We start from the raw sequence: 18633 nt of genomic DNA on the forward strand, positions 1-18633 counted from the left end.
AGGCAGGAGGAGCCCGCGATGAGCTGGCTCGACCCCGACGACGACGACGAGCCCGACTTCGAGGCCGATATCCGCACGCGGCCCAACCCCAAGGCGAACCGCCCGCGTACGAAGCGCCGCCCCGCCCACACCGACGCCCGCATCGCGCGGGTGCTGGGCGTGGACCGGGGGCGCTACACGGTGCTCGTTGACGAGGATGGTCCCGACGAGCACACCGCCTTGGCCGTGCGCGCGCGCGAGTTGCGCAAGACCCCGATCGTCACCGGCGACCTCGCCCGCATCGTCGGCGACACCTCCGGAGCCGACGGCACCCTCTCGCGCATCGTGGGGCTGCAGGAGCGCACGTCGCTGCTGCGCCGCTCGGCCGACGACACCGACCAGGTGGAGCGGGTCGTCGTCGCCAACGCCGATCAGATGCTCGTCGTCGTCGCCGCGGCCGACCCCGAGCCGCGAGAGCGCCTCGTCGACCGCTATCTCATCGCGGCACTGGATGCCGGCATCCGCCCGCTCCTCGTCGTGACCAAGACCGATCTGGCCGACCCGACCGCGTTCCTGTCCCACTTCGAGGGCGTCGAAGGGCTGCAGGTGTTCACCAGCGCCCAGGGCGCCATGCCCGTGGACGAGATCGGCAGGCATCTGGTGGGACACTCCACGGTGTTCGTCGGCCACTCCGGGGTGGGCAAGTCCACGCTCGTCAACGCGTTGGTCCCGGAGGCCCGCCGGGCCACCGGCCACGTGAACGAGGTGACCGGACGCGGCCGCCACACGTCGAGCTCCACGGTGTCGCTGCGCTACCACGGTGCCGACGGCAGCGGCTGGGTCATCGACACGCCCGGGGTGCGCTCGTTCGGCCTCGGCCACGTCGATCCGGCGAACATCATCGCGGCCTACACCGATCTCGCCGCCGCGGCGGCAGAGTGCCCGCGTGGCTGCACCCACCTGCGCGATGCGCCTGACTGCGCCATCGCGGAGGCACTGGCCGAGGGCCGGCTCGGACCCAACGGCGCCGCGCGCGTGGATTCGCTGCAGCGGCTGCTGGAGACCTTCGCCGAGCGGGACAGGAACGCCGCCTCACGTCCTTAGGCTGGAGGGATGAAGCTCCAGCCCGGCTCCCCCGCGCCCGCGTTCACCCTCGACGACCAGGACGGCACCCCCGTCTCGCTCTCGTCACTGCGTGGCCGTCGCGTGATCCTCTACTTCTACCCGGCCGCCATGACCCCCGGCTGCACGACGCAGGCGTGCGACTTCCGCGACAGCTTCCCGGCGCTGCAGGCGGCCGGCTACACCGTGCTCGGCGTCTCGCGTGACGAGCCGGCGAAGCTGCGCACCTTCCGCGAGCGCGACGGGCTCAGCTTCGATCTGCTCAGCGATCCCGACCACGCCGTGCACGAGGCCTACGGCGCGTGGGGCGAGAAGATGAACTACGGCAAGGTCGTCGAGGGCGTCATCCGCTCGACCTTCGTCATCGACGCGGACGGCGTGATCGAGCAGGCTCTCTACAACGTGCGCGCGACCGGACACGTCGCCCGTCTGCGCACGCTGCTGCAGATCGCCTGAGCCCTCAGGCGCCGGGCTGCGCGTCGTCGCGCGGGTGCCGCGCAGCCGCAGCCCGGACGCTCAGGATGAGCAGCACGAGGGTCAGCAGCGCGGGAGCAGCCAGGGCCAGCGCCAGCGCGCCGTCGCCGAATGTCCCGGTGGCCGCGCCGAGGGCCACGGCCAGCAGCAGCAGCTGCAGGACGATCCCGCCCGAGCGGCCCCACGACTCGTCGCGCAGCACCGCGAACGCGAACGCCCCCATCGCGACCGCGCCGAGGCCGGTGACCACCAGCAGGGCGATCGCCGTCGGCACCGAAAGCGTGTCGCCTCCGGCGAGCGCGGCCGCCTCCCACACGACGAGGGCCGCCACGCCCAGCGCCTGCAGAGCCAGCAGCACACCGGCGACGCGTTCGGCAGGGGTCAGAGCAGGCATTGTCGGCATCCTCGAGTCAGCTTCCGGAATCCAGCGGGTCGTTGTGTGAATCGTCAACCCGCTCCGCCACCGCACAGCAAGTTCCTCGGAACACCCCAGGCTTCACTCTTGCCCGGACTCGTCGCACTGTGAAAGCATTGTCAGGTTGTGTGCTCCCACAGCGCCGTGGGGCGAGCAGAGGCTCGCATTTCCCCAGAGTACCGGATACCCGATTCGGCACACTGACACGCACGTGAACATTCCCCCCGAATAAGGAGCATCCTGATATGGATTGGCGCGACAAGTCTGCCTGCCTGACCGTCGACCCCGAACTGTTCTTCCCTGTGGGCAACACCGGCCCCGCCGTGGAGCAGATCGAGAAGGCCAAGGCTGTGTGCGCCCGCTGCACGGTCACCGAGATCTGCCTGCAGTACGCCCTGGAGACCGGTCAGGACTCCGGCGTCTGGGGCGGTCTCTCCGAGGACGAGCGCCGCGCCCTCAAGCGCCGCGCCGCCCGCGCCCGCCGCGCCAGCTGACGCCGTGCCGTCGCGATGGTGCCGGGGGGCGCCATCGCGACGCAGCGGCATCATCGCTCGACGTCAGCCGGCACTGCGCTTGATGTAGCGCAGGGGGATGTCGATAGTCACCTCGGTGCCGCTTCCCACGATCGTGTGCCAGTCGATCGTGCCACCCAGTTCACCCTGGATGAGGGTGCGCACGATCTGCGTTCCCAGACCGCGACCCACCTGACCCTCCGGCAGGCCGATCCCCGTGTCGCGCACGCTCACCGCGAGTCGGTCATCGGATCGCTCGGCGGCGATCTCCACGTCGCCCTCCTTGCCGGCGAGCCCGTGCTCGACCGCGTTGGTCACGAGCTCGGTCAGCGCGAGGGCGAGCGGCGTGGCGTACTCGCTGGGCAACGTGCCGAAGCGGCCGGTGGTGCGCGTGCGCGCGCGTGTGTTCGGCGCTGCGGCGACCTCGGCGACGAGCTTGAGCACCCGCGCGAAGACGTCGTCGAAGTCCACGTTCTGGGCGAGGCCGCCGGAGAGGGTGTCGTGCACCACCGCGATGGCCGACACCCGCCGCATCGCCTGCGTGAGCGCCTCCCGCGCCTCGTCGGAATGCGTGCGTCGCGCCTGGATGCGCAGCAGCGATGCGACCGTCTGCAGGTTGTTCTTCACCCGGTGGTGGATCTCACGGATCGTCGCATCCTTCGTGATGAGCTCCTGCTCCTGGTGGCGGATCTCCGTCACGTCGCGGCACAGCACGATCGCGCCGATCCGCTGGTCGTGATCGCGCAGCGGAATGGTCCGCAGCGAGACCGTGACGCCCCGCGCCTCGATGTCGGCCCGCCAGGGCGCGCGCCCGCTGACCACGACGGGCAGGGACTCGTCGAACTGCCGTGACGCGGGGAGGATGCCGGTGGTGACCTCGACGAGCGACTCCCCTTCCAGCTCCTCCTCGAAGCCCAGCCGGTTGAACGCCGACAGCGCGTTGGGGCTGGCGAACGTGGTCACCCCGTCGGGGTCGAGGCGGATGAGGCCGTCCGAGGCGCGCGGCGCGCCGCGGCGCGGCGAGGTGGGGGCGGTCAGGTCGGGGAAGTCGGCCGAGGCGACCATCGCGAACAGGTCGTCGGCGCAGTCGTTGAAGGTGATCTGCTGGCGCGACGGCGTGCGGGTCTCACCGAGGTTGGTGTGGCGGGTGAGCACGCCGAGCACCCGGGGGGGGTCATCGCCCGTGGCCCGTTCCCGCACGATCGGCACCGCCCGCACCCGCGTGGGGGTCTCCTCGAACCAGTCGGGCGAGGCGGAATCCACGATGCGGGCGCCGGTGAACGCGTCGCGCACCTGCGTGCGCCACTGCGGGCGCATGAGGTCGCCCACGATGTCACGGTAGAACAGCGTGGCCGCGCCGCTCGGCCGGGTGTGCGCCACCGCGATGAAGGAGCCGTCCGCGGTCGGAACCCAGATGACGATGTCGGCGAACGCCAGATCGGCCAGCAGCTGGCTGTCGCCGGCGAGGCGGTGCAGCCACTCCACATCGTCGGCGGTGGCCCATCCCTGGGCATAGACGAGATCGCTGAGCGTCGACATCCTTTCAGCCTAATCGGGTGCACTCAGGCGGTCCGCGCCGACGACCACCCCCTCCGGCCTGCGCGCTCGCGGCGCGGCCGTGCGGCGGGCGCGGACTCCGCAGCCACCGGCGCCAGCGCCTCGCCGACAAGCCGGCGCACCGCCGAGGACAGCGCGCTGCGCCCCGCCACCTCCCGCACCGGCCGGGACGACAGCATCGCGGCATCCGCGGCGCGGGTGTCCAGCGGAACGAACCACACGTCGCGGATGCCGCAGAACCGCTCGAGCGTCGCCCGCACCTGTCCGCGCGCATCGACCCCCAGCGCACCGGCGCGCAGCCGATTCACCACCACGACCACCGGTGTGGCGCCGATCGTGGCTCGCAGGTCGGCGTGCCCTCGCACGAACCGCGCGATGCCGACGGGGTCTGCCGCGGCCACGGCCACCACGAGGTCGGCAGCCTGCAGCACCGCCAGTGTGGCCGCGTTGCGGCGCGGCCCCGCCAGGTCGCTGACGATCTCCTCGTCGCGCTCCAGCGACGCGGCCACGTCCACGACGATCTCGTCCGCCCACCGGCGGCAGACGTCCAGCGCCGCCGTGATGCGGTCGCCGGTGAGCTCCGGCCAACGGCCGGGGCGGTTCAGCCCGGTGAGCACCTCGACACCGCGGCCGAGCGGCACGCCGATCCGGCTGAGCTCGGCGGAGGTGAGCGTGGACTGCTCCGCCTGACGGCAGGCGGACGCGAACCCCGGCCCCTCATCGGCCAGCCCCAGAGCGAGGGCGAGCGACGGAGCGTGGGTGTCGGCATCGACCAGGCCCACCCTGCGGCCGTCGCGGGCCAGTTCGACGGCGATTTCGACGGCGAGCGTGCTGCGCCCCGGCGCCCCTGTCGGCCCCCACACCGCGATCACCCTGCCCGACGCCGCCGGCGCCGTCGGCGGGGCGGCCGGTACGGCATCCATCGCGAGGGCTCGCGGAAGCGCTTCGAGGTCGGTCAGCGGCAGCGGTGCGGCCAGTCCGTAGAGCTCTGCCAGGCGGCCCTCCCCTGCGGCAGCGCACAGCGGCACGATGCGAACCCCGTGCCGGTCGCACAGCGAGACCAGTGCGGGGGCGATCGTGTCCCGCCGCAGCTCGAGGAGGAGCAGGTCGGCGGCGGTGACGACCGCCAGCAGCTCCCGCCCGGCATCGTCCAGAAGAGGGTCCGCCGCCGCGCGCGCGGGAGCGGCCGCGTTCACCGCCGCCGAGGCCTGCACGCCGTGCCGTTCCAGGCTCAGCGCGATGTCGGAGGCGGCGGCGCCGTCGACGGCCACGACCGCGGTGGTCACCGGCCACCGCCCGCCAGGGGCACGACCGACAGTGCGGCCCCACCGGCCACCGCCGCCAGAGCGGCCGCGACGTCGGCGCGCGGGATGATGAGTTCGAGCGCCGCCCCGTCGGAGCCGAGCACGGAGTCATCACGCGTGACGGTGGCGACGGTCGCGTCCGGCACGAGGATGCGGGGCTGATCGAACTGGCCGCGCTCCATCGCGGGCGCCGACCACACCTCGACCCGCGTGCCCGCCGCGACGCTCGCAGGCACATCGGTCGTGGATCGCAGCACCACCGAGGTGAGATCGCCCGACGACGCGGGGCCGACGGCGCTCAGCGGCACCAGCTCTCCCGACGTGATCGTGCGCGTGGCGATCGCGTCCGGCTCGAGCAGTCCCGGGGCGGCGTATGCCTCCCTGACCTGGCCGAGCGCGACGTCGACGACCTGCACGGCCGCGGCGTCGATGGCCTCACCCGGCACGATGGTGCGCACCGCGGCGAACACCGGCACCGTCTGTCGTGACGCCGACACCACGAACCAGACCCCGGCCACCGACGCGACGATCAGGACGACGCCGAGGGCGAACCTGACGTCGGCCCATGGCGCCCGCTTTCGCGCGGGCGGGATCTCCGGTGCGCTCATGCCCCCATCGTGACCCAGAGACTGAGGATGTGCCGAAGGTTATCCACAGCCCGGTGCGGGGGCGCCCGCAACGCCCCCGGACACCGATAATGAGGGCATGCCCCGCATGACCCCCTCCGAGGCGCGCCTGCTCGCCCCCGCGCAGGTCGCCGAGCTGCTGAGCGTGACCGTCGACGAGGTGGTCGCCCTCGTGCTCGACGGCAGGCTCCGCGGTATGAAGGTGGGTTCGCCGGCGCGGTGGCGCATCGAGCACGACAGCGTCGAGGAGTATCTCGACGCCCAGGCGGAGGAGGCGCGGCGCATGGCGCTGTGGCGGGAGTCCAACGCGGCGAGCTTCCCCGAGCTGTGGGGCCGGGGGACGGTGCACCGCCCGGACTGAGGCCCGCCGGCTCACCCCAGCGGGACCGTGGCGTCCAGCCGCACCCACGACACGGCATCGGTCGCGACGATGCGGTGTCCGCTGACCTCTCCCGCACGACGTGGCCGATCCCGATCGTGCAGGGCGAGGTCCAGATGGTCGGCCGCCGCACGGTCGATGGTGCCGGTGAGCACGCGGCCCGGCCCCACGCCCACGGCCACCGGGATGCGCCGTCGCGACAGGTCGCGCAGCACGAACCCCAGTGTCATCCGATCCGCCAGACGTGCGGCCGGCTGCCCGGGTCGCGCGGTGCGCAGCAGCTCTTCCTGCGCCAGCCCCAGCGCCGTCAGGGCCGCCAGCGGCACCAGCATCGCCGCACTGCGGCGGGTGGCCGTGTCCAGTGCGAACCAGTCCGCACCGACGGAAGAGACCGTGCCGGCGGCGACGGTGCCGTCGCGCAGTTCCGCGGAGACGGCGGCATCCGCCCCCGCGAGCGCGCGCAGCCGCTCACGCAGCGTGAGCTTGGACAGCCGCAGTCGCTCGGCCTCGGTGTCGAGCGCCGCCCGCTCGGCTTCCCATTCGGACGCGAGCTGGTCCTCGAGGTCCTCGAACAGGCGGTCCCAGCGCATTCCGCGAATGTAGCGCCCGGCCGCCGTCGTCCCTCCCGGTTGTCCACAGGTTGGAGCATTCTCATCCCGCGCCGTCCTGGCGTTGTGGTTCACTCGTGCCACTTCCCGCTGCGCGATCCGCCGAGAGAAAGGAAGCCTGATGCTCCCCTCCCCCTCTCCGGCGCCGCGAGCCGTCTCGACGAGCATCGCTGTCGACGACTTCCTCGCGCCGCAGCGCACCTCCGCCGAGGATCTTCCCGACCCCGAGCCGCTGCTGCGCAACCTCACCCGGGGCGTGCTGGAGGTGCTGGCGGGAGTGCGCGAAGTCGACCAGCTCGCGCGCTGGTTCACCGAGGAGACCTACCGCGCCCTGGTGACGCGGGCCAACCTCGCAGCGCGTGCCCGCAGCGCCCGCGGGGTGCCCGCCGCCCGCCCGGTGCACACCATCGGCACGATCCGGCAGTCCTCACCGCTGGACGGCGTCGTGGAGGCGGTGGTGGTGGTGTCCGGACCGGCACGCACGCGCGCGGTGGCGATCCGGCTGGAGGGGATGGACCACCGGTGGCGTGCCACCTCGCTGGCGCTCCTGTGACGTCGCGGCCTAACGGTCGCCGTCGTCGATCAACGTCAGCAGGGAGGCGAGCGCGTCGCGGATCTCCGCGTGATCGTACTGCGCGGCGCGACTCTCGCCGGAGATGACCCCGGAGCGGTGCACGCGCTGGAAGTTGCCGAACGGGAACGTGTAAGCCTTCTTGGTCTGCGCGTTCTCGCTGCGGTCGACGCCGAGGTGCCAATGGGAGTACTCGGTCCAGCCGGCCTTGTCGATGAAGGCGTTCTCCTCATCCGCATCGGGCGCGGCCTCGGACCAGTCGTCGCGCTCGTCGCGGACGACCTTGCCGTCGCGGATGAGGGCGCGCGCGTGACGCAGGGCGGGTCTGTTCAGCTCGATTGCCATGCGCCCGACGATAGGAAGCGGCGGCGATGGCCGGCAGAGGCTTGACGGGACGCGGCGCGTCCGCTCCGGTCACTGGCGGTAGGAGGACAGGAAGTTCCCCAGCCGCTCGATCGCCTCGGTGAGCACACGCGCCTCGGGGAGGGTCACGATGCGCAGGTGGTCGGGCGTGGGCCAGTTGAACCCGGTCCCCGGCACCAGCAGCACGTGCTCGGCGACGAGGAAGTCGTAGACGAGGCGGCTGTCGTCGTGGATCTCGTAGACCTCGGGGTCGAGTCGAGGAAAGGCGTACAGCGCGCCGGCGGGCTTGTGGCACGTGACACCGGGGATCGCCTCCAGGCCCTGCCACGCGGCATCCCGCTGCTCGTGCAGCCGCCCGGATGGGGCGATGAGCGCGTCGATCGACTGCACGCCCGACAGCGCCGCCTGCACCGCGTGCTGCGCGGGGACGTTCGGGCACAGGCGGGTGGATGCCAGCAGCTGGATGCCCTCCAGGAACCCGGCCGCATGCTTCTTCGGGCCGGTGATGACCAGCCAGCCGGAGCGGTAGCCGGCCACGCGGTAGGTCTTGGACAGACCGTTGAAGGTCAGGCACAGCAGATCGGGGGCGAGGGTCGCGAGCGGGATGTGCTCGGCGCCGTCGAACAGGATGCGGTCGTAGATCTCGTCGGACAGCAGCAGCAGCGAGTGCTCGCGCGCGATGTCCACGATCCCCTGCAGCACCTCGCGGCTGTAGACCGCGCCGGTGGGATTGTTGGGGTTGATCACGACGATCGCCTTGGTGCGGGGGGTGACCTTGGCACGGATGTCCTCGAGGTCGGGCTGCCAGCCGGCGGCGTCGTCGCAGCGGTAGTGCACCGGCGTGCCGTCGGCGAGGCTCGTCATCGCCGTCCACAGCGGGTAGTCCGGCGCGGGGATGAGGACCTCGTCACCCTCGTCCAGCAGCGCCTGCATGGTCATCGTGATCAGTTCGGAGACGCCGTTGCCGAGGTAGACGTCGTCGGGATCGAACAGCGGGAATCCCGGCGTCTGCTCATAGCGGGAGACCACGGCCCGCCGCGCCGACATGATGCCGCGGCTGTCGCTGTAACCGTGCGCCTGGGGCACCGCCTCGATCATGTCCCGCACGATCTGGAAGGGCGCTTCGAACCCGAACGCCGCCGGGTTGCCGGTGTTGAGCTTCAGGATCGTGTGCCCGTCGGCCTCGAGCCGGTCGGCCTCCACAAGGGCCTGACCGCGGATCTCGTAGAGGACGTTCTTCAGCTTGCTCGACTGGTCGAGCGTGCGCAGCGGGCTCATCGGATCAGGATATCCCCGTCGCCGGGGCGTCTCCTGCGCCGGCGCCGCAGACACCACCGGCGCAGGAGGCTCCCGTGGGAGTCGTCCTGCGCCGGTGCGCCCTCCCGCCTGCGGCGGGCGGGATGCCTTCGGTGCTACTTCTTCTTGCCGGCGGCGCGGCGCTGTGCGCGGTTCTGCCCACCGCTCGCACCGGGGGCCGCGGCCTCCGTGCGCTGGCCGAACGCGCCGCGGGCGCCCTCCTGCGGCTCGGCGTCGACGACGGCGCCGGGCGCTCCGGCGGCCCGAGCCTCGCGCAGCCGGGCGGTCGCCGCCTGCTGCACCTGGCCGCGCTCGTTGCGCACCTCGACGTCACCGGAGTCGCTGGGCGCGGAGTACTCCAGCCGCGGCTGCTCGGGAGCGACGAGGCCCTTCGCCTCGACCTCGGCCTCCTGGCCGTCGGTGCGACGCACCTCGACCTCGAGGTTGTAGAGGAACCCGACCGACTCCTCCTTGATCTGCCCCATCATCGCCTGGAACATCTGATAGCCCTCGCGCTGGTACTCGATCAGCGGGTCGCGCTGAGCCATCGCGCGCAGGCCGATGCCGTCCTTGAGGTAGTCCATCTCGTACAGGTGGTCGCGCCAGCGGCGGTCGAGCACCTGCAGCACGACGCGACGCTCCAGCTCGCGCATCGCCGGCGAACCCAGCGACTCCTCGCGGCGCTCGTATGCGATCTTGGCGTCGGAGAGGATCTCGCGCTTGAGGATCTCCGGGGTGATGCGGCCCTTGTGGCCGGCTTCGGAGACGACCTCGTCGATCGTGACCGAGACCGGGTACAGGGTCTTCAGCTCCGTCCACAGGGCGTCGAAGTCCCAGCTCTCGGTGTGGCCCGACGAGGTGTGGTCGTCGATGACCGAGCCGATCGCATCCTCGATGAAGTGCGAGATGCGGTCCGACAGGTCATCACCTTCGAGCATGTGACGGCGGTCGGCGTAGATCGCCTCGCGCTGCCGGTTGAGGACGTCGTCGTACTTCAGGACGTTCTTGCGGATCTCGGCGTTGCGGGATTCGACCTGGGACTGGGCGCTCTTGATCGCCCGCGAGACCATGGTCGACTCGATCGCGACATCGTCGGGGAAGTTGGTGCGCGCGAGGATCGCCTCGGCGGCCCCCGACTGGAACAGGCGCATCAGGTCGTCGGTCAGCGACAGGTAGAACCGGCTCTCTCCGGGGTCGCCCTGTCGACCGGAGCGGCCGCGCAGCTGGTTGTCGATGCGGCGCGACTCGTGACGCTCGGTGCCCAGAACGTACAGGCCGCCGGCGGCGACGACCTTCTCGGCCTCCTCCGCGACGGTGTCGCGCACCGCGGTGTACACCGCGTCCCACTCCGCCTCGTACTCCTCGGGGGTCTCGGCGGGGTCGAGACCCTTGGCCTTCATCTCCTGCACCGCGAGGAACTCGGCGTTGCCGCCGAGCATGATGTCGGTGCCTCGACCGGCCATGTTCGTCGCGACGGTCACGGCGCCCAGGCGCCCGGCACGGGCGACGATCTCGGCTTCACGCGCGTGGTTCTTGGCGTTGAGGACCTCGTGCTTGATGCCCTTCTTGGCCAGCAGCCGGGAGAGGTACTCGCTCTTCTCCACGCTCACGGTGCCCACCAGCACCGGCTGCCCGGCTGCGTGGCGCTCGGCGATGTCCTCGACGACCTGGGTGAACTTCGCCTGCTCGTTCTTGTACACCAGGTCGGGCTGATCCTTGCGGATCATCGGCTTGTTGGTGGGGATCGGAACGACGCCGAGCTTGTAGGTCGACATGAATTCCGCCGCCTCGGTCTCGGCGGTACCCGTCATGCCGGCGAGCTTTTCGTACAGGCGGAAGTAATTCTGCAGCGTGACCGTGGCGAGGGTCTGGTTCTCGGCCTTGACTGGAACACCCTCCTTCGCCTCGATCGCCTGGTGGATGCCTTCGTTGTAACGGCGGCCGACGAGGATGCGGCCGGTGTGCTCGTCGACGATCATGACCTCGTCGTTCATCACGACGTAGTCGGCGTCGCGCTTGAACAGTGCGAGCGCCTTGATCGAGTTGTTCAGGAACGAGATGAGGGGTGTGTTGGCCGACTCGTACAGGTTGTCGATGCCGAGGTAGTCCTCGACCTTCTCGATGCCCGGCTCGAGCACGCCGATCGTGCGCTTCTTCTCGTCGACCTCGTAGTCGACTCCCGCTTCGAGCGTCTTGGCGATCTTCGCGAACTCCACGAACCACCGGTTCGCCTCGCCCGAGGACGGGCCGGAGATGATCAGCGGGGTGCGTGCCTCATCGATGAGGATGGAGTCCACCTCGTCGACGATGGCGAAGAAGTGGCCGCGCTGGACCAGGTCCTCCTTGCGCCAGGCCATGTTGTCGCGCAGGTAGTCGAAGCCGAACTCGTTGTTGGTGCCGTAGGTGATGTCGGCGGCGTACTGCTCGCGGCGCACCTGCGGGTTCTGGCCGGCCACGATCGTGCCGTAGGTCATGCCGAGCGCGCGGTAGACGCGGCCCATGAGATCGGCCTGGTAGGAGGCGAGGTAGTCGTTGACGGTGATGACGTGCACGCCCTTGCCGGCGATGGCGTTGAGGTACACCGGGAGCGCCGCGGTCAGGGTCTTGCCCTCACCGGTCTTCATCTCGGCGATGTTGCCGAGGTGAAGCGCTGCGCCGCCCATCACCTGCACGTCGTAGGGGCGCTGGCCCAGGGTGCGCTTGGCCGCCTCACGCACGGCGGCGAAGGCCTCGGGCATGAGCTGGTCGAGCGTCTCACCGGCCTCGTAGCGGGCGCGCAGCTCGGCGGTCTCGCCGCGCAGCTCCTCGTCGGTGAGCTGGGTGTAGTCCTCTTCGAGGGCGCCGACCGCCTTGACGACCTGCTGCAGGCGCCTGAGCACGCGCCCCTCACCGGCACGGAGCAGTTTCTCGAGAGGGTTGGCCACGGGGCATCTCCATCTGTCGTTCGGGCGCGGGTTGCGCCGGCACCGTCACGCTCGGGCGCGCGGGCATACATCGCCATGTTATCCGCCTGTGACCTCGGCGTCGCCCGAACGTCGCGTCGACCCTCTCGCCGTGAGCGAACCTCGGCGCGCGCAGCGGCTGCGCCTTTAGGATCATCACATGGCCGGATTCTGGGGAAAGCGCAAGCGCGAGCAGCAGGAGCTGCAGGAGCAGGACGCTGATCTGGCCCGACGCGCGGGAGCAGCGCTCGTGGCAACGGATGAGCGACTGCGCTCCATCAGCGACGAGCTCGTGTTCGCCGACGCCGAGCTCGGCGCCGACGCCACGGTCGAGCTCCGAGAAGCGCTGGCGGCGGTGCGTCACCACCTCGGCGAGGCGTTCCACCTCAATCAGCTCAACCACGACGACATCCCCGACACCGTCGAGGAGCTGCGCACGCGCAACGCCCGCATCGTCCAGCTGTGCGAGTGGGCGGACGATCTGATCGACGACCGCACCGGCGCCCTGGCCGAGCGCATCGAGCGCGCGCGCCGCGCCCCCGAGATCCTCGCCGGCATCCGTGCCGACGTCGCCCGCCTCACCGCGCGCCTGTCGACCGCCCGCGCCGTGGTCGAACGCGTCAACTCGCGCTACGCCCCCGCTGCCGCGCAGCGGGTGTCGGGCAATCCTGACGAGGCCGCTGCGCTGCTGGAGTTCGCAGAGCACGGCGCCGATGTCGCCGAGCGCCGCCGCGACGCCGGTGAGCGCGGGCCCGCCAACGTCGCGCTCGAAGCGTCGATGGAGGCGGTGCGACGGGCGGGAACGCTGCTCGACGCCGTCGACGACTTCGAGGTCGAGGCTCTGCGCGCCCAGTCGACGCTGGCGGCCGTCGTGGCCGACTCCCGCGAGGACATCGTCGTCGCGCGCACCGCACCCCAGGTGCCGGCTGTCACCCGCGCCACGGCGGAGCTGGAGCGCGCCCTCAACGACCTCACCCCTGCCGGTGGCAAGGCCGACCCCTTCGCAGAGCTCACGGTGCTGCGTGAGAAGAACGCCGCGCTGGATGCCGCGATCGCACTGGCGCGCGAGCGGGCGGCGCGCCCGCTCCCCGACGAGGCGCACGTGCGTCACGCCATCGACGACGCCGACCGCCAGCTGGCCGTGGCCCGATCGGTCATCTCCGGCCACCGCGGCTGGATCGGGGCCGACGCGCGCACGCGCCTCGCCGAGGCCGAGAGCCTGCGCCTCGGGCTGGCGTCGGTCGCGGCGGGTCCGATCGCCGAGGACGACAGGGAGCGCGCTCTCGCCGATGCGCGCCGCTGCGGGCTGCTGGCCTCCGAGGCGCTGCAGTACGCCCAGCGCGACATCGACTCCTCCCGCCCCGATGCGGGATGGGGCGGCCCGCAGGGCGGCTGGGGCGGCGGACGCGGCGGCCCCGGCGGCAACAACGTCATGGGCGGAATCCTCGGCGGGCTCGTCATCGGCAGCCTCTTGGACGGCATGTTCGACTGAGCCCCGCGCAGGTCGGCTCCTTCACGGTGCGCCGCCGGCGCCCGCGGCGCTGCCTGCCCCACTCCCCTGCCCGACCCCGTGTCGGGTCGACGCCGGGCACAGAGAAGCGGATGCCGCGTGTAGGCGATGATCCACGCGGCATCCGCTTCGAGGTCTGCTGCTACGACGCAGCCGGCGGCGCGGCGGCGGTCAGCGAGATGACGCCGTAGTCCCAGCCCTTGCGCCGGTACACGACGCTCGGGTGATCGGTGCGGGCGTCGATGAAGAGGAAGAAGTCATGGCCGACCAGCTCCATGCGGTCGACCGCCTCTTCGACCGTCATCCACTCCGCGGCGAACTCCTTGGTGCGGATGACGACCGGGGTGTAGTCGGCTTCCTCCTCGGGGTCGGTCTGCACGGGCACGGAGCCGGTGGCGACGGCCTTGAGCACGTCGGCCGATGCGGGCTGCACGTCGATGCCCTCCAGCGAGCCGTTCTCCTTCTTGAAGGTCGCGCCGCGCGGCTTGTCGCGAGCATCCAGTCGCTTCTGCTTGGCGCGACGCAGCTGCTCGGCGAGCTTGTCGACGGCGAGGTCCAGTGCCGCGAACTTGTCACCGTCCGTGGCCTCGGCCCGCACCAGCGGACCCTTGCCGGTGAGGGTGAGCTCGACCGTCTCGTCTTCCATGCGGCCGTTGTGGTAGGCGCGGTGGGTCACCTTGACGTCCAGCCGCTGGGCCCGCGGAGCAAGGTGCTCTACACGCTGAGCCTTGTCTTCGACAACGGTGCGGAATCGATCGCTGATTCCCACTCCCACGCCGACAATGCTGGTATCCATCCTTGACCTCCTTGTTCCGGTCCGCCCGGCCAAGGGCGGACCATCAGTCGCCTTGTACCTGCAACGCTACCCTTCGGCCGCGCCGGTGTCACATCCCCGACAGGCGCGCGCCGTGCCGCGGCGTGGCGGCCACCGTCGCCGCCGCCACGACCTGCGCCCCGGCAGCCCGCAAGGCTCTCGCCGCCTCGGCGAGAGTGGCCCCGGTGGTCACGACGTCGTCCACGAGCACGACGCGCCGTCCTGCCGCGGCAGGCGCCGCCTCCAGCGATCCGGCGACGTTCTGCGCACGTGCTGCGCGGGTGAGGCCGCGCTGGTCGGCGCTGGCGCGCACCACCCGCAGCAGGCGCCACGGGCGGGCACCCGCGCGACGGGCGAGCAGTTCGACCGGCCGGTAGCCCCGCCGCCGCACGGCCGCCGCCGTCGAAGGAACCGGCACGACCGCGGTGCTCTCCCCGCACGATCCCAGAGCCGCGGCGAGCGCCGGGGCGAGGGCGGTGGCCAGGGTCGTCCGCCCCTCCTCCTTGAAAGCCCGCAGCACCCGCGCGGCTACGCCGTCGAATTCCAGGGCGCTGTGCACGTCGAGGCCGCCCAGCCTGCGGTGCAGGATCAGCCGGGGTGGTGCGAGGGCGGCGCGGCAGTCGGCGCACAGCGCCGTGTCGGGGTCGTCGCACCCCGCGCACCACGTGGGGAAGGCCAGCGCCAGCGCAGCGGCGAGCGCGTCACGCACGGACGGGTGGAGCGGGGCCATGCCCCAGTGTGCGCGGGGGTGACGGATGCCGGGACACGTTCTCCCCGGCATCCGCTGGTTTCCGCGCGATCTCCCTGCTGTGCAGGAGTCTCAGTCGGGGGCGCCCTGCACCGAGGCGAGGACACGCACCCCCGACGCGGTCGTGCCCCAATTGGTGCCGCGACGGACGTACATCGCGCCCTGGGCGTCGAGCAGCCGCGCGATCGAGACCTGGTTGGTCGCGGAGATGGCGACCGTGCGCGCCGGTCCGGTGACGGAGGTCGCAGGACCGCCGACCAGCTGCTCGACGATGGTGGTGTCGTCCTCGACCGCGGCGACGACGCCGAGATGACTGGCATCCATCCAGCCGACGTCGACACCGGTGCCCTCCAGCGGCGAGAGCGGGTGCGGCTCGCCGAGCCGCACGGGCACCCGTCCGTCACGGATGATGCCGGCCACCCACACGGCCGATCGGCCGCCCTCCGTGACGAGCGCTGCCACCCGGGTGCCGTCGCGCGACACCTCCATCGAGGTGATCCGGGAGGCGTCCGGCCAGGCATCCGCCACCTCGACCACGGTGCCGTCCGGCCCCGAGGCGCGCACGGCGCGAGGGTCGGTGCGCGGCACGCTCCACACCCACCCGTCGTTGTCGACGGACGGCGCGATGAGGTCGGGGCGGGTGTCCACCTCCGACCAGGTCCCCCCGTCCACGCGCGCCACCGCGCCGCCGGCGCGCAGCACCGCCGCGGTGCGCTGATCAGCGGTCACCTGCACGGCGGTGGGGGCGACGTCGAGGATGGCATCGGACAGCTGCGGGATCGGCTCGACGGTGTCGCCGCTGAGGAACCCGAACGTGTCGCCGACGAGCACGAGCGCCTGGGGCGGCACGCGGGTGGAGCGGGCCTCGACGCGCGTCGCGGCCAGCGGCTGACCGTCCACCGCCAGCTGCACGGCCGTCACACCTGCCCCGGCCAGACTCTCCTCCAGCTGCGTCTGCATGCGGTCGAGGGTCTCGCGGTCCAGGTCCAGCGCGCCCGCCGTCAGCTCGATCTGCGCCGTGCCGCCGTCGCGCACGGGAACCGTGCGCGCGGCGAGGGTCACGCCTTCGGGCACGGCCGTGGCCACGGCACCCGCCAGCCACGGACTCGGCTCGCCCTCCAGCAGCGCGCTGGCGATGCTGGTAGCGGGGTTGGTGGTGGTGAACCACCGCACGTCGGGCACGAGGTAGCTCCACGTCGGATCGAAGTACGCCAGCGCATAGCTGCGGAACACCACCTGGAACCAGGCGTCATCCATCACGATGCCGTCGGGCGCCTCGCTGATGCGCCACTGGCCGTCCTCCTTCGCCAGGCGGAACGGCAGTTCCAGCGCGATCCCGCCGACGTCCTCGTACTCCCCCGCCCCGTCGACCGTGGCGTCGGCGCGCACGCTGAGCAGGACGGCATCCTCCGACGCCTCGATGTACTGGCGCTCGGCGGAGTCGTCGACGGTGACGCCCGCGGTGGGGTCCCACTCCTCGCGCGCCTGCGAGGTGAGGTACTCGCGCGCGGTCGCCCACTCCCCGCGGGTGCCGGAGCCGGCGCGGATGAACCCCTCGACGATCTGCAACGGGGTGGCGCCGGGCTGGGGCGGGTCGGCGACGAACGAGATGTCCGGCGGTCGGGAATCGCCGTCCAGCGGCAGTCCGGGGTTGACCGGGCCGCTGGTGGGAAGGCCCGCGCAGGCCGACAGCACCAGCGCGGATGCCGTCGCGAACGCGAGCACGACGGCGCGCAGCGGTCGTCTCATCGTCTTTCCCTCCGGTCGGCGGGTGGGATCTCGATGGGCTGGGTCAAACCCAGCGTGTCGAAGGTGGCGTCGTCCCCCGGATCTGCGGGGATGGGGGACGCGCCGTCGAGATCGGCGTCGTGGCGCGGGATGGTCAGCACGAAGTGGGTGCCGCGCCCCAGCTGCGACCAGACGGCCAGCGTTCCACGGTGCAGCCGTGCGTCGCCGAGCGCGATCGAGAGCCCCAGCCCCGTGCCGCCGATCGTGCGGGTGCGGGCGGGGTCGGCGCGCCAGAACCGGTCGAACACCCGCTCGGCATCCGCCGCGGTCATGCCCAGCCCGTAGTCGCGGACCCCCAGCGCCACCGCGCGCTGGTCACTGTCGACGGTGACCACGATGGGCCGCCCCTCGCCGTGCTCGATGGCGTTGCCGAGCAGATTGCGCACGATGCGACGCACCCGGCGCGGGTCCATGTCCACCGGCGAATAACCCCCCGGCGCGATCAGGCGCACGTCGGTGCCGTGCTGGTCGGCGAGCTGCTGCATCGAGGCGATGACGTCCTCCGCCAGCTGGGCCATGCTCGTCGGCTCCGTCTCCAACTGCACGGAGCCGGCGTCGTATCGGCTGATCTCCAGCAGGTCTGTCAGCAACGTCTCGAACCGCTGAACCTGTGCGTGCAGCAACTCGGCGGCGCGCGCCGTGGCGGGGTCGAACTCGTCCCGCCGGTCGTTGAGCATGTCGGAGGCCAGCCGGATCGTCGTCAGCGGCGTGCGCAGCTCGTGCGAGACATCCGAGACGAACCGCTGCTGCACGAGCGACAGGTCGGCGAGGTCCTTGATCTGCGACTCGATGCTGTCGGCCATCGCGTTGAAGGAGCGGGCGAGGGTGGCCAGCTCGTCGTCGCCGCGCACCTGGAGGCGCACCCCGAGGTCACCTTCGGCGAGGCGCTCACTCGTACGCGCGGCATCCGCGATGGGTCGGGTGACCGAACGCAGCACGATCCACGAGATCGCTCCGAGCAGCAGCACCAGCACGCCGGCGACGATCCACAGGGTGGCCTGCACGAAACCGAGGGTCTGGGACGCATCGGCCAGGTCGTATCCGAAGTACAGCTCGTACGCGCCCACCTCGGGCACCAGCAGCTGCTGGCCCACGATGATGCCCGGCACCGTGCCGCCCTCCCCGTCGGGCAGCGCCACCGACTGCCACCACTGCAGCTCGGGTCCGTCCTGCACCGACGCGCGCAGACCCGCCGAGAGGTAGTCCTCGTTCAGCCCTCCGGTGGTGAAGCCCTGCGGGGCCAGCGGAGAGGTCGTGTCCGTGCGCAGCGCCGCGGTCATCTGGGTGGACGCCTGACGTGCCACGGTGCTGACGTTGACCAGCAGGTTGTCCACCGCGACGGGGTCGCCCGCGACCTCCGCGGAGTCCAGGGTCGCCTGGGCGGTCTGGGTCGTGCGGCTGGCGTCGTCGAGCACCTGCTCCAGGCGCGACTGGAACAGGTCGTTCTGAATGGCCAGCGCCATGAACACGAAGGATGCCAGCACCGCCAGGGCGCTCAGGCCGAGCGTGAGCAGCACGGTGCGGAAGCGCAGCGACCTGCGCCACGCGAACGCCAGTTCGGTGGGCCACGACCGCCAGTCCCGCAGGCGGGACTCCGCGTCCCGCGCGCCCGGGGACGCCATCGA

18 protein-coding genes are annotated in these 18633 nt (G+C 71.7%); 6 read left to right on the forward strand and 12 right to left on the reverse strand.

The window, feature by feature from the left end:
* Nucleotides 1-18: 18 nt before the first annotated feature.
* Nucleotides 19-1083, forward strand: a complete 1065-nt coding sequence (gene rsgA, locus QNO26_RS11270) for a ribosome small subunit-dependent GTPase A (RefSeq protein ID WP_257526595.1) — start codon at nucleotides 19-21, stop codon at nucleotides 1081-1083.
* A 9-nt stretch (nucleotides 1084-1092) separates the two neighbouring features.
* A complete protein-coding gene (gene bcp / locus QNO26_RS11275; protein WP_257526594.1) occupies nucleotides 1093-1557 on the forward strand; it encodes a thioredoxin-dependent thiol peroxidase in 465 nt (154 codons plus the stop codon).
* A 4-nt stretch (nucleotides 1558-1561) separates the two neighbouring features.
* On the opposite strand, the gene QNO26_RS11280 is transcribed toward bcp, so the two are convergent.
* Nucleotides 1562-1969 (reverse strand): histidine kinase, encoded by a 408-nt coding sequence (locus QNO26_RS11280; protein WP_257526593.1) that lies wholly within the window; start codon nucleotides 1967-1969, stop codon nucleotides 1562-1564.
* A 266-nt stretch (nucleotides 1970-2235) separates the two neighbouring features.
* Here QNO26_RS11280 and QNO26_RS11285 point away from each other — a divergent pair, with 266 nt between their 5' ends.
* Entirely contained in the window at nucleotides 2236-2484 is a 249-nt protein-coding gene (locus QNO26_RS11285) for a WhiB family transcriptional regulator (RefSeq protein WP_191718336.1), read from the forward strand.
* Nucleotides 2485-2547: 63 nt separating this feature from the next.
* Here QNO26_RS11285 and QNO26_RS11290 read toward each other — a convergent pair whose 3' ends face one another.
* Genes QNO26_RS11290 through QNO26_RS11300 form a run of 3 tightly spaced genes read right to left on the reverse strand, consistent with a single transcriptional unit; the run spans nucleotide 2548 to nucleotide 5971 of the window.
* The gene (locus QNO26_RS11290; protein WP_257526592.1) at nucleotides 2548-4041 is read right to left on the reverse strand and encodes a sensor histidine kinase; all 1494 of its coding nucleotides are present in this window, start codon (nucleotides 4039-4041) and stop codon (nucleotides 2548-2550) included.
* Nucleotides 4042-4064: 23 nt separating this feature from the next.
* Nucleotides 4065-5345, reverse strand: a complete 1281-nt coding sequence (locus QNO26_RS11295; RefSeq protein ID WP_257526591.1) for a CpaE/TadZ family protein — start codon at nucleotides 5343-5345, stop codon at nucleotides 4065-4067.
* A complete protein-coding gene (locus tag QNO26_RS11300; RefSeq protein ID WP_257526590.1) occupies nucleotides 5342-5971 on the reverse strand; it encodes a hypothetical protein in 630 nt (209 codons plus the stop codon). Before QNO26_RS11300 ends, QNO26_RS11295 begins: the two co-directional genes overlap by 4 nt.
* Nucleotides 5972-6068: 97 nt before the next feature.
* Between QNO26_RS11300 and QNO26_RS11305 the strand changes: the two genes are divergently transcribed.
* Entirely contained in the window at nucleotides 6069-6350 is a 282-nt protein-coding gene (locus QNO26_RS11305) for a helix-turn-helix domain-containing protein (protein WP_257526589.1), read from the forward strand.
* A gap of 11 nt (nucleotides 6351-6361) precedes the next feature.
* On the opposite strand, the gene QNO26_RS11310 is transcribed toward QNO26_RS11305, so the two are convergent.
* Nucleotides 6362-6958: a hypothetical protein gene (locus QNO26_RS11310; RefSeq protein WP_257526587.1), complete on the reverse strand. Its 597-nt coding sequence runs from the start codon at nucleotides 6956-6958 to the stop codon at nucleotides 6362-6364.
* Nucleotides 6959-7097: 139 nt separating this feature from the next.
* Between QNO26_RS11310 and QNO26_RS11315 the strand changes: the two genes are divergently transcribed.
* A complete protein-coding gene (locus QNO26_RS11315) occupies nucleotides 7098-7529 on the forward strand; it encodes an Rv3235 family protein (RefSeq protein WP_257526586.1) in 432 nt (143 codons plus the stop codon).
* Between the two features lie 9 nt (nucleotides 7530-7538).
* Here the strand turns inward: QNO26_RS11315 and QNO26_RS11320 are convergent, their stop codons facing one another.
* The 3 genes from QNO26_RS11320 to secA form a co-directional block, all read right to left on the reverse strand.
* The gene (locus QNO26_RS11320) at nucleotides 7539-7892 is read right to left on the reverse strand and encodes a hypothetical protein (RefSeq protein ID WP_257526585.1); all 354 of its coding nucleotides are present in this window, start codon (nucleotides 7890-7892) and stop codon (nucleotides 7539-7541) included.
* A gap of 69 nt (nucleotides 7893-7961) precedes the next feature.
* Complete coding sequence (locus QNO26_RS11325; protein WP_257526584.1) at nucleotides 7962-9188, reverse strand: pyridoxal phosphate-dependent aminotransferase; 1227 nt, start codon at nucleotides 9186-9188, stop codon at nucleotides 7962-7964.
* 134 nt (nucleotides 9189-9322) lie between these two features.
* Nucleotides 9323-12130, reverse strand: a complete 2808-nt coding sequence (gene secA, locus QNO26_RS11330; RefSeq protein ID WP_257526583.1) for a preprotein translocase subunit SecA — start codon at nucleotides 12128-12130, stop codon at nucleotides 9323-9325.
* A 178-nt stretch (nucleotides 12131-12308) separates the two neighbouring features.
* Here secA and QNO26_RS11335 point away from each other — a divergent pair, with 178 nt between their 5' ends.
* Nucleotides 12309-13640 carry a coiled-coil domain-containing protein gene (locus QNO26_RS11335; protein WP_257526582.1) on the forward strand — a complete coding sequence of 444 codons (1332 nt, stop codon included), beginning with the start codon at nucleotides 12309-12311 and terminating at the stop codon, nucleotides 13638-13640.
* A gap of 160 nt (nucleotides 13641-13800) precedes the next feature.
* On the opposite strand, the gene hpf is transcribed toward QNO26_RS11335, so the two are convergent.
* The 4 genes from hpf to mtrB all read right to left on the reverse strand — a co-directional run bounded on the left by hpf (nucleotide 13801) and on the right by mtrB (nucleotide 18630).
* On the reverse strand, nucleotides 13801-14454 hold the full coding sequence (gene hpf, locus QNO26_RS11340; RefSeq protein ID WP_257526581.1) for a ribosome hibernation-promoting factor, HPF/YfiA family: 654 nt from the start codon (nucleotides 14452-14454) through the stop codon (nucleotides 13801-13803).
* An 88-nt stretch (nucleotides 14455-14542) separates the two neighbouring features.
* On the reverse strand, nucleotides 14543-15202 hold the full coding sequence (locus QNO26_RS11345; protein ID WP_257526580.1) for a ComF family protein: 660 nt from the start codon (nucleotides 15200-15202) through the stop codon (nucleotides 14543-14545).
* Between the two features lie 90 nt (nucleotides 15203-15292).
* Nucleotides 15293-16969, reverse strand: a complete 1677-nt coding sequence (locus QNO26_RS11350; RefSeq protein ID WP_257526579.1) for an LpqB family beta-propeller domain-containing protein — start codon at nucleotides 16967-16969, stop codon at nucleotides 15293-15295.
* Complete coding sequence (mtrB, locus tag QNO26_RS11355; RefSeq protein ID WP_257526578.1) at nucleotides 16966-18630, reverse strand: MtrAB system histidine kinase MtrB; 1665 nt, start codon at nucleotides 18628-18630, stop codon at nucleotides 16966-16968. Before mtrB ends, QNO26_RS11350 begins: the two co-directional genes overlap by 4 nt.
* Nucleotides 18631-18633: the final 3 nt, after the last annotated feature.

The organism is Microbacterium sp. zg-Y1090, from assembly GCF_030246945.1.
Taxonomy (GTDB): Bacteria; Actinomycetota; Actinomycetes; order Actinomycetales; family Microbacteriaceae; genus Microbacterium; species Microbacterium wangruii.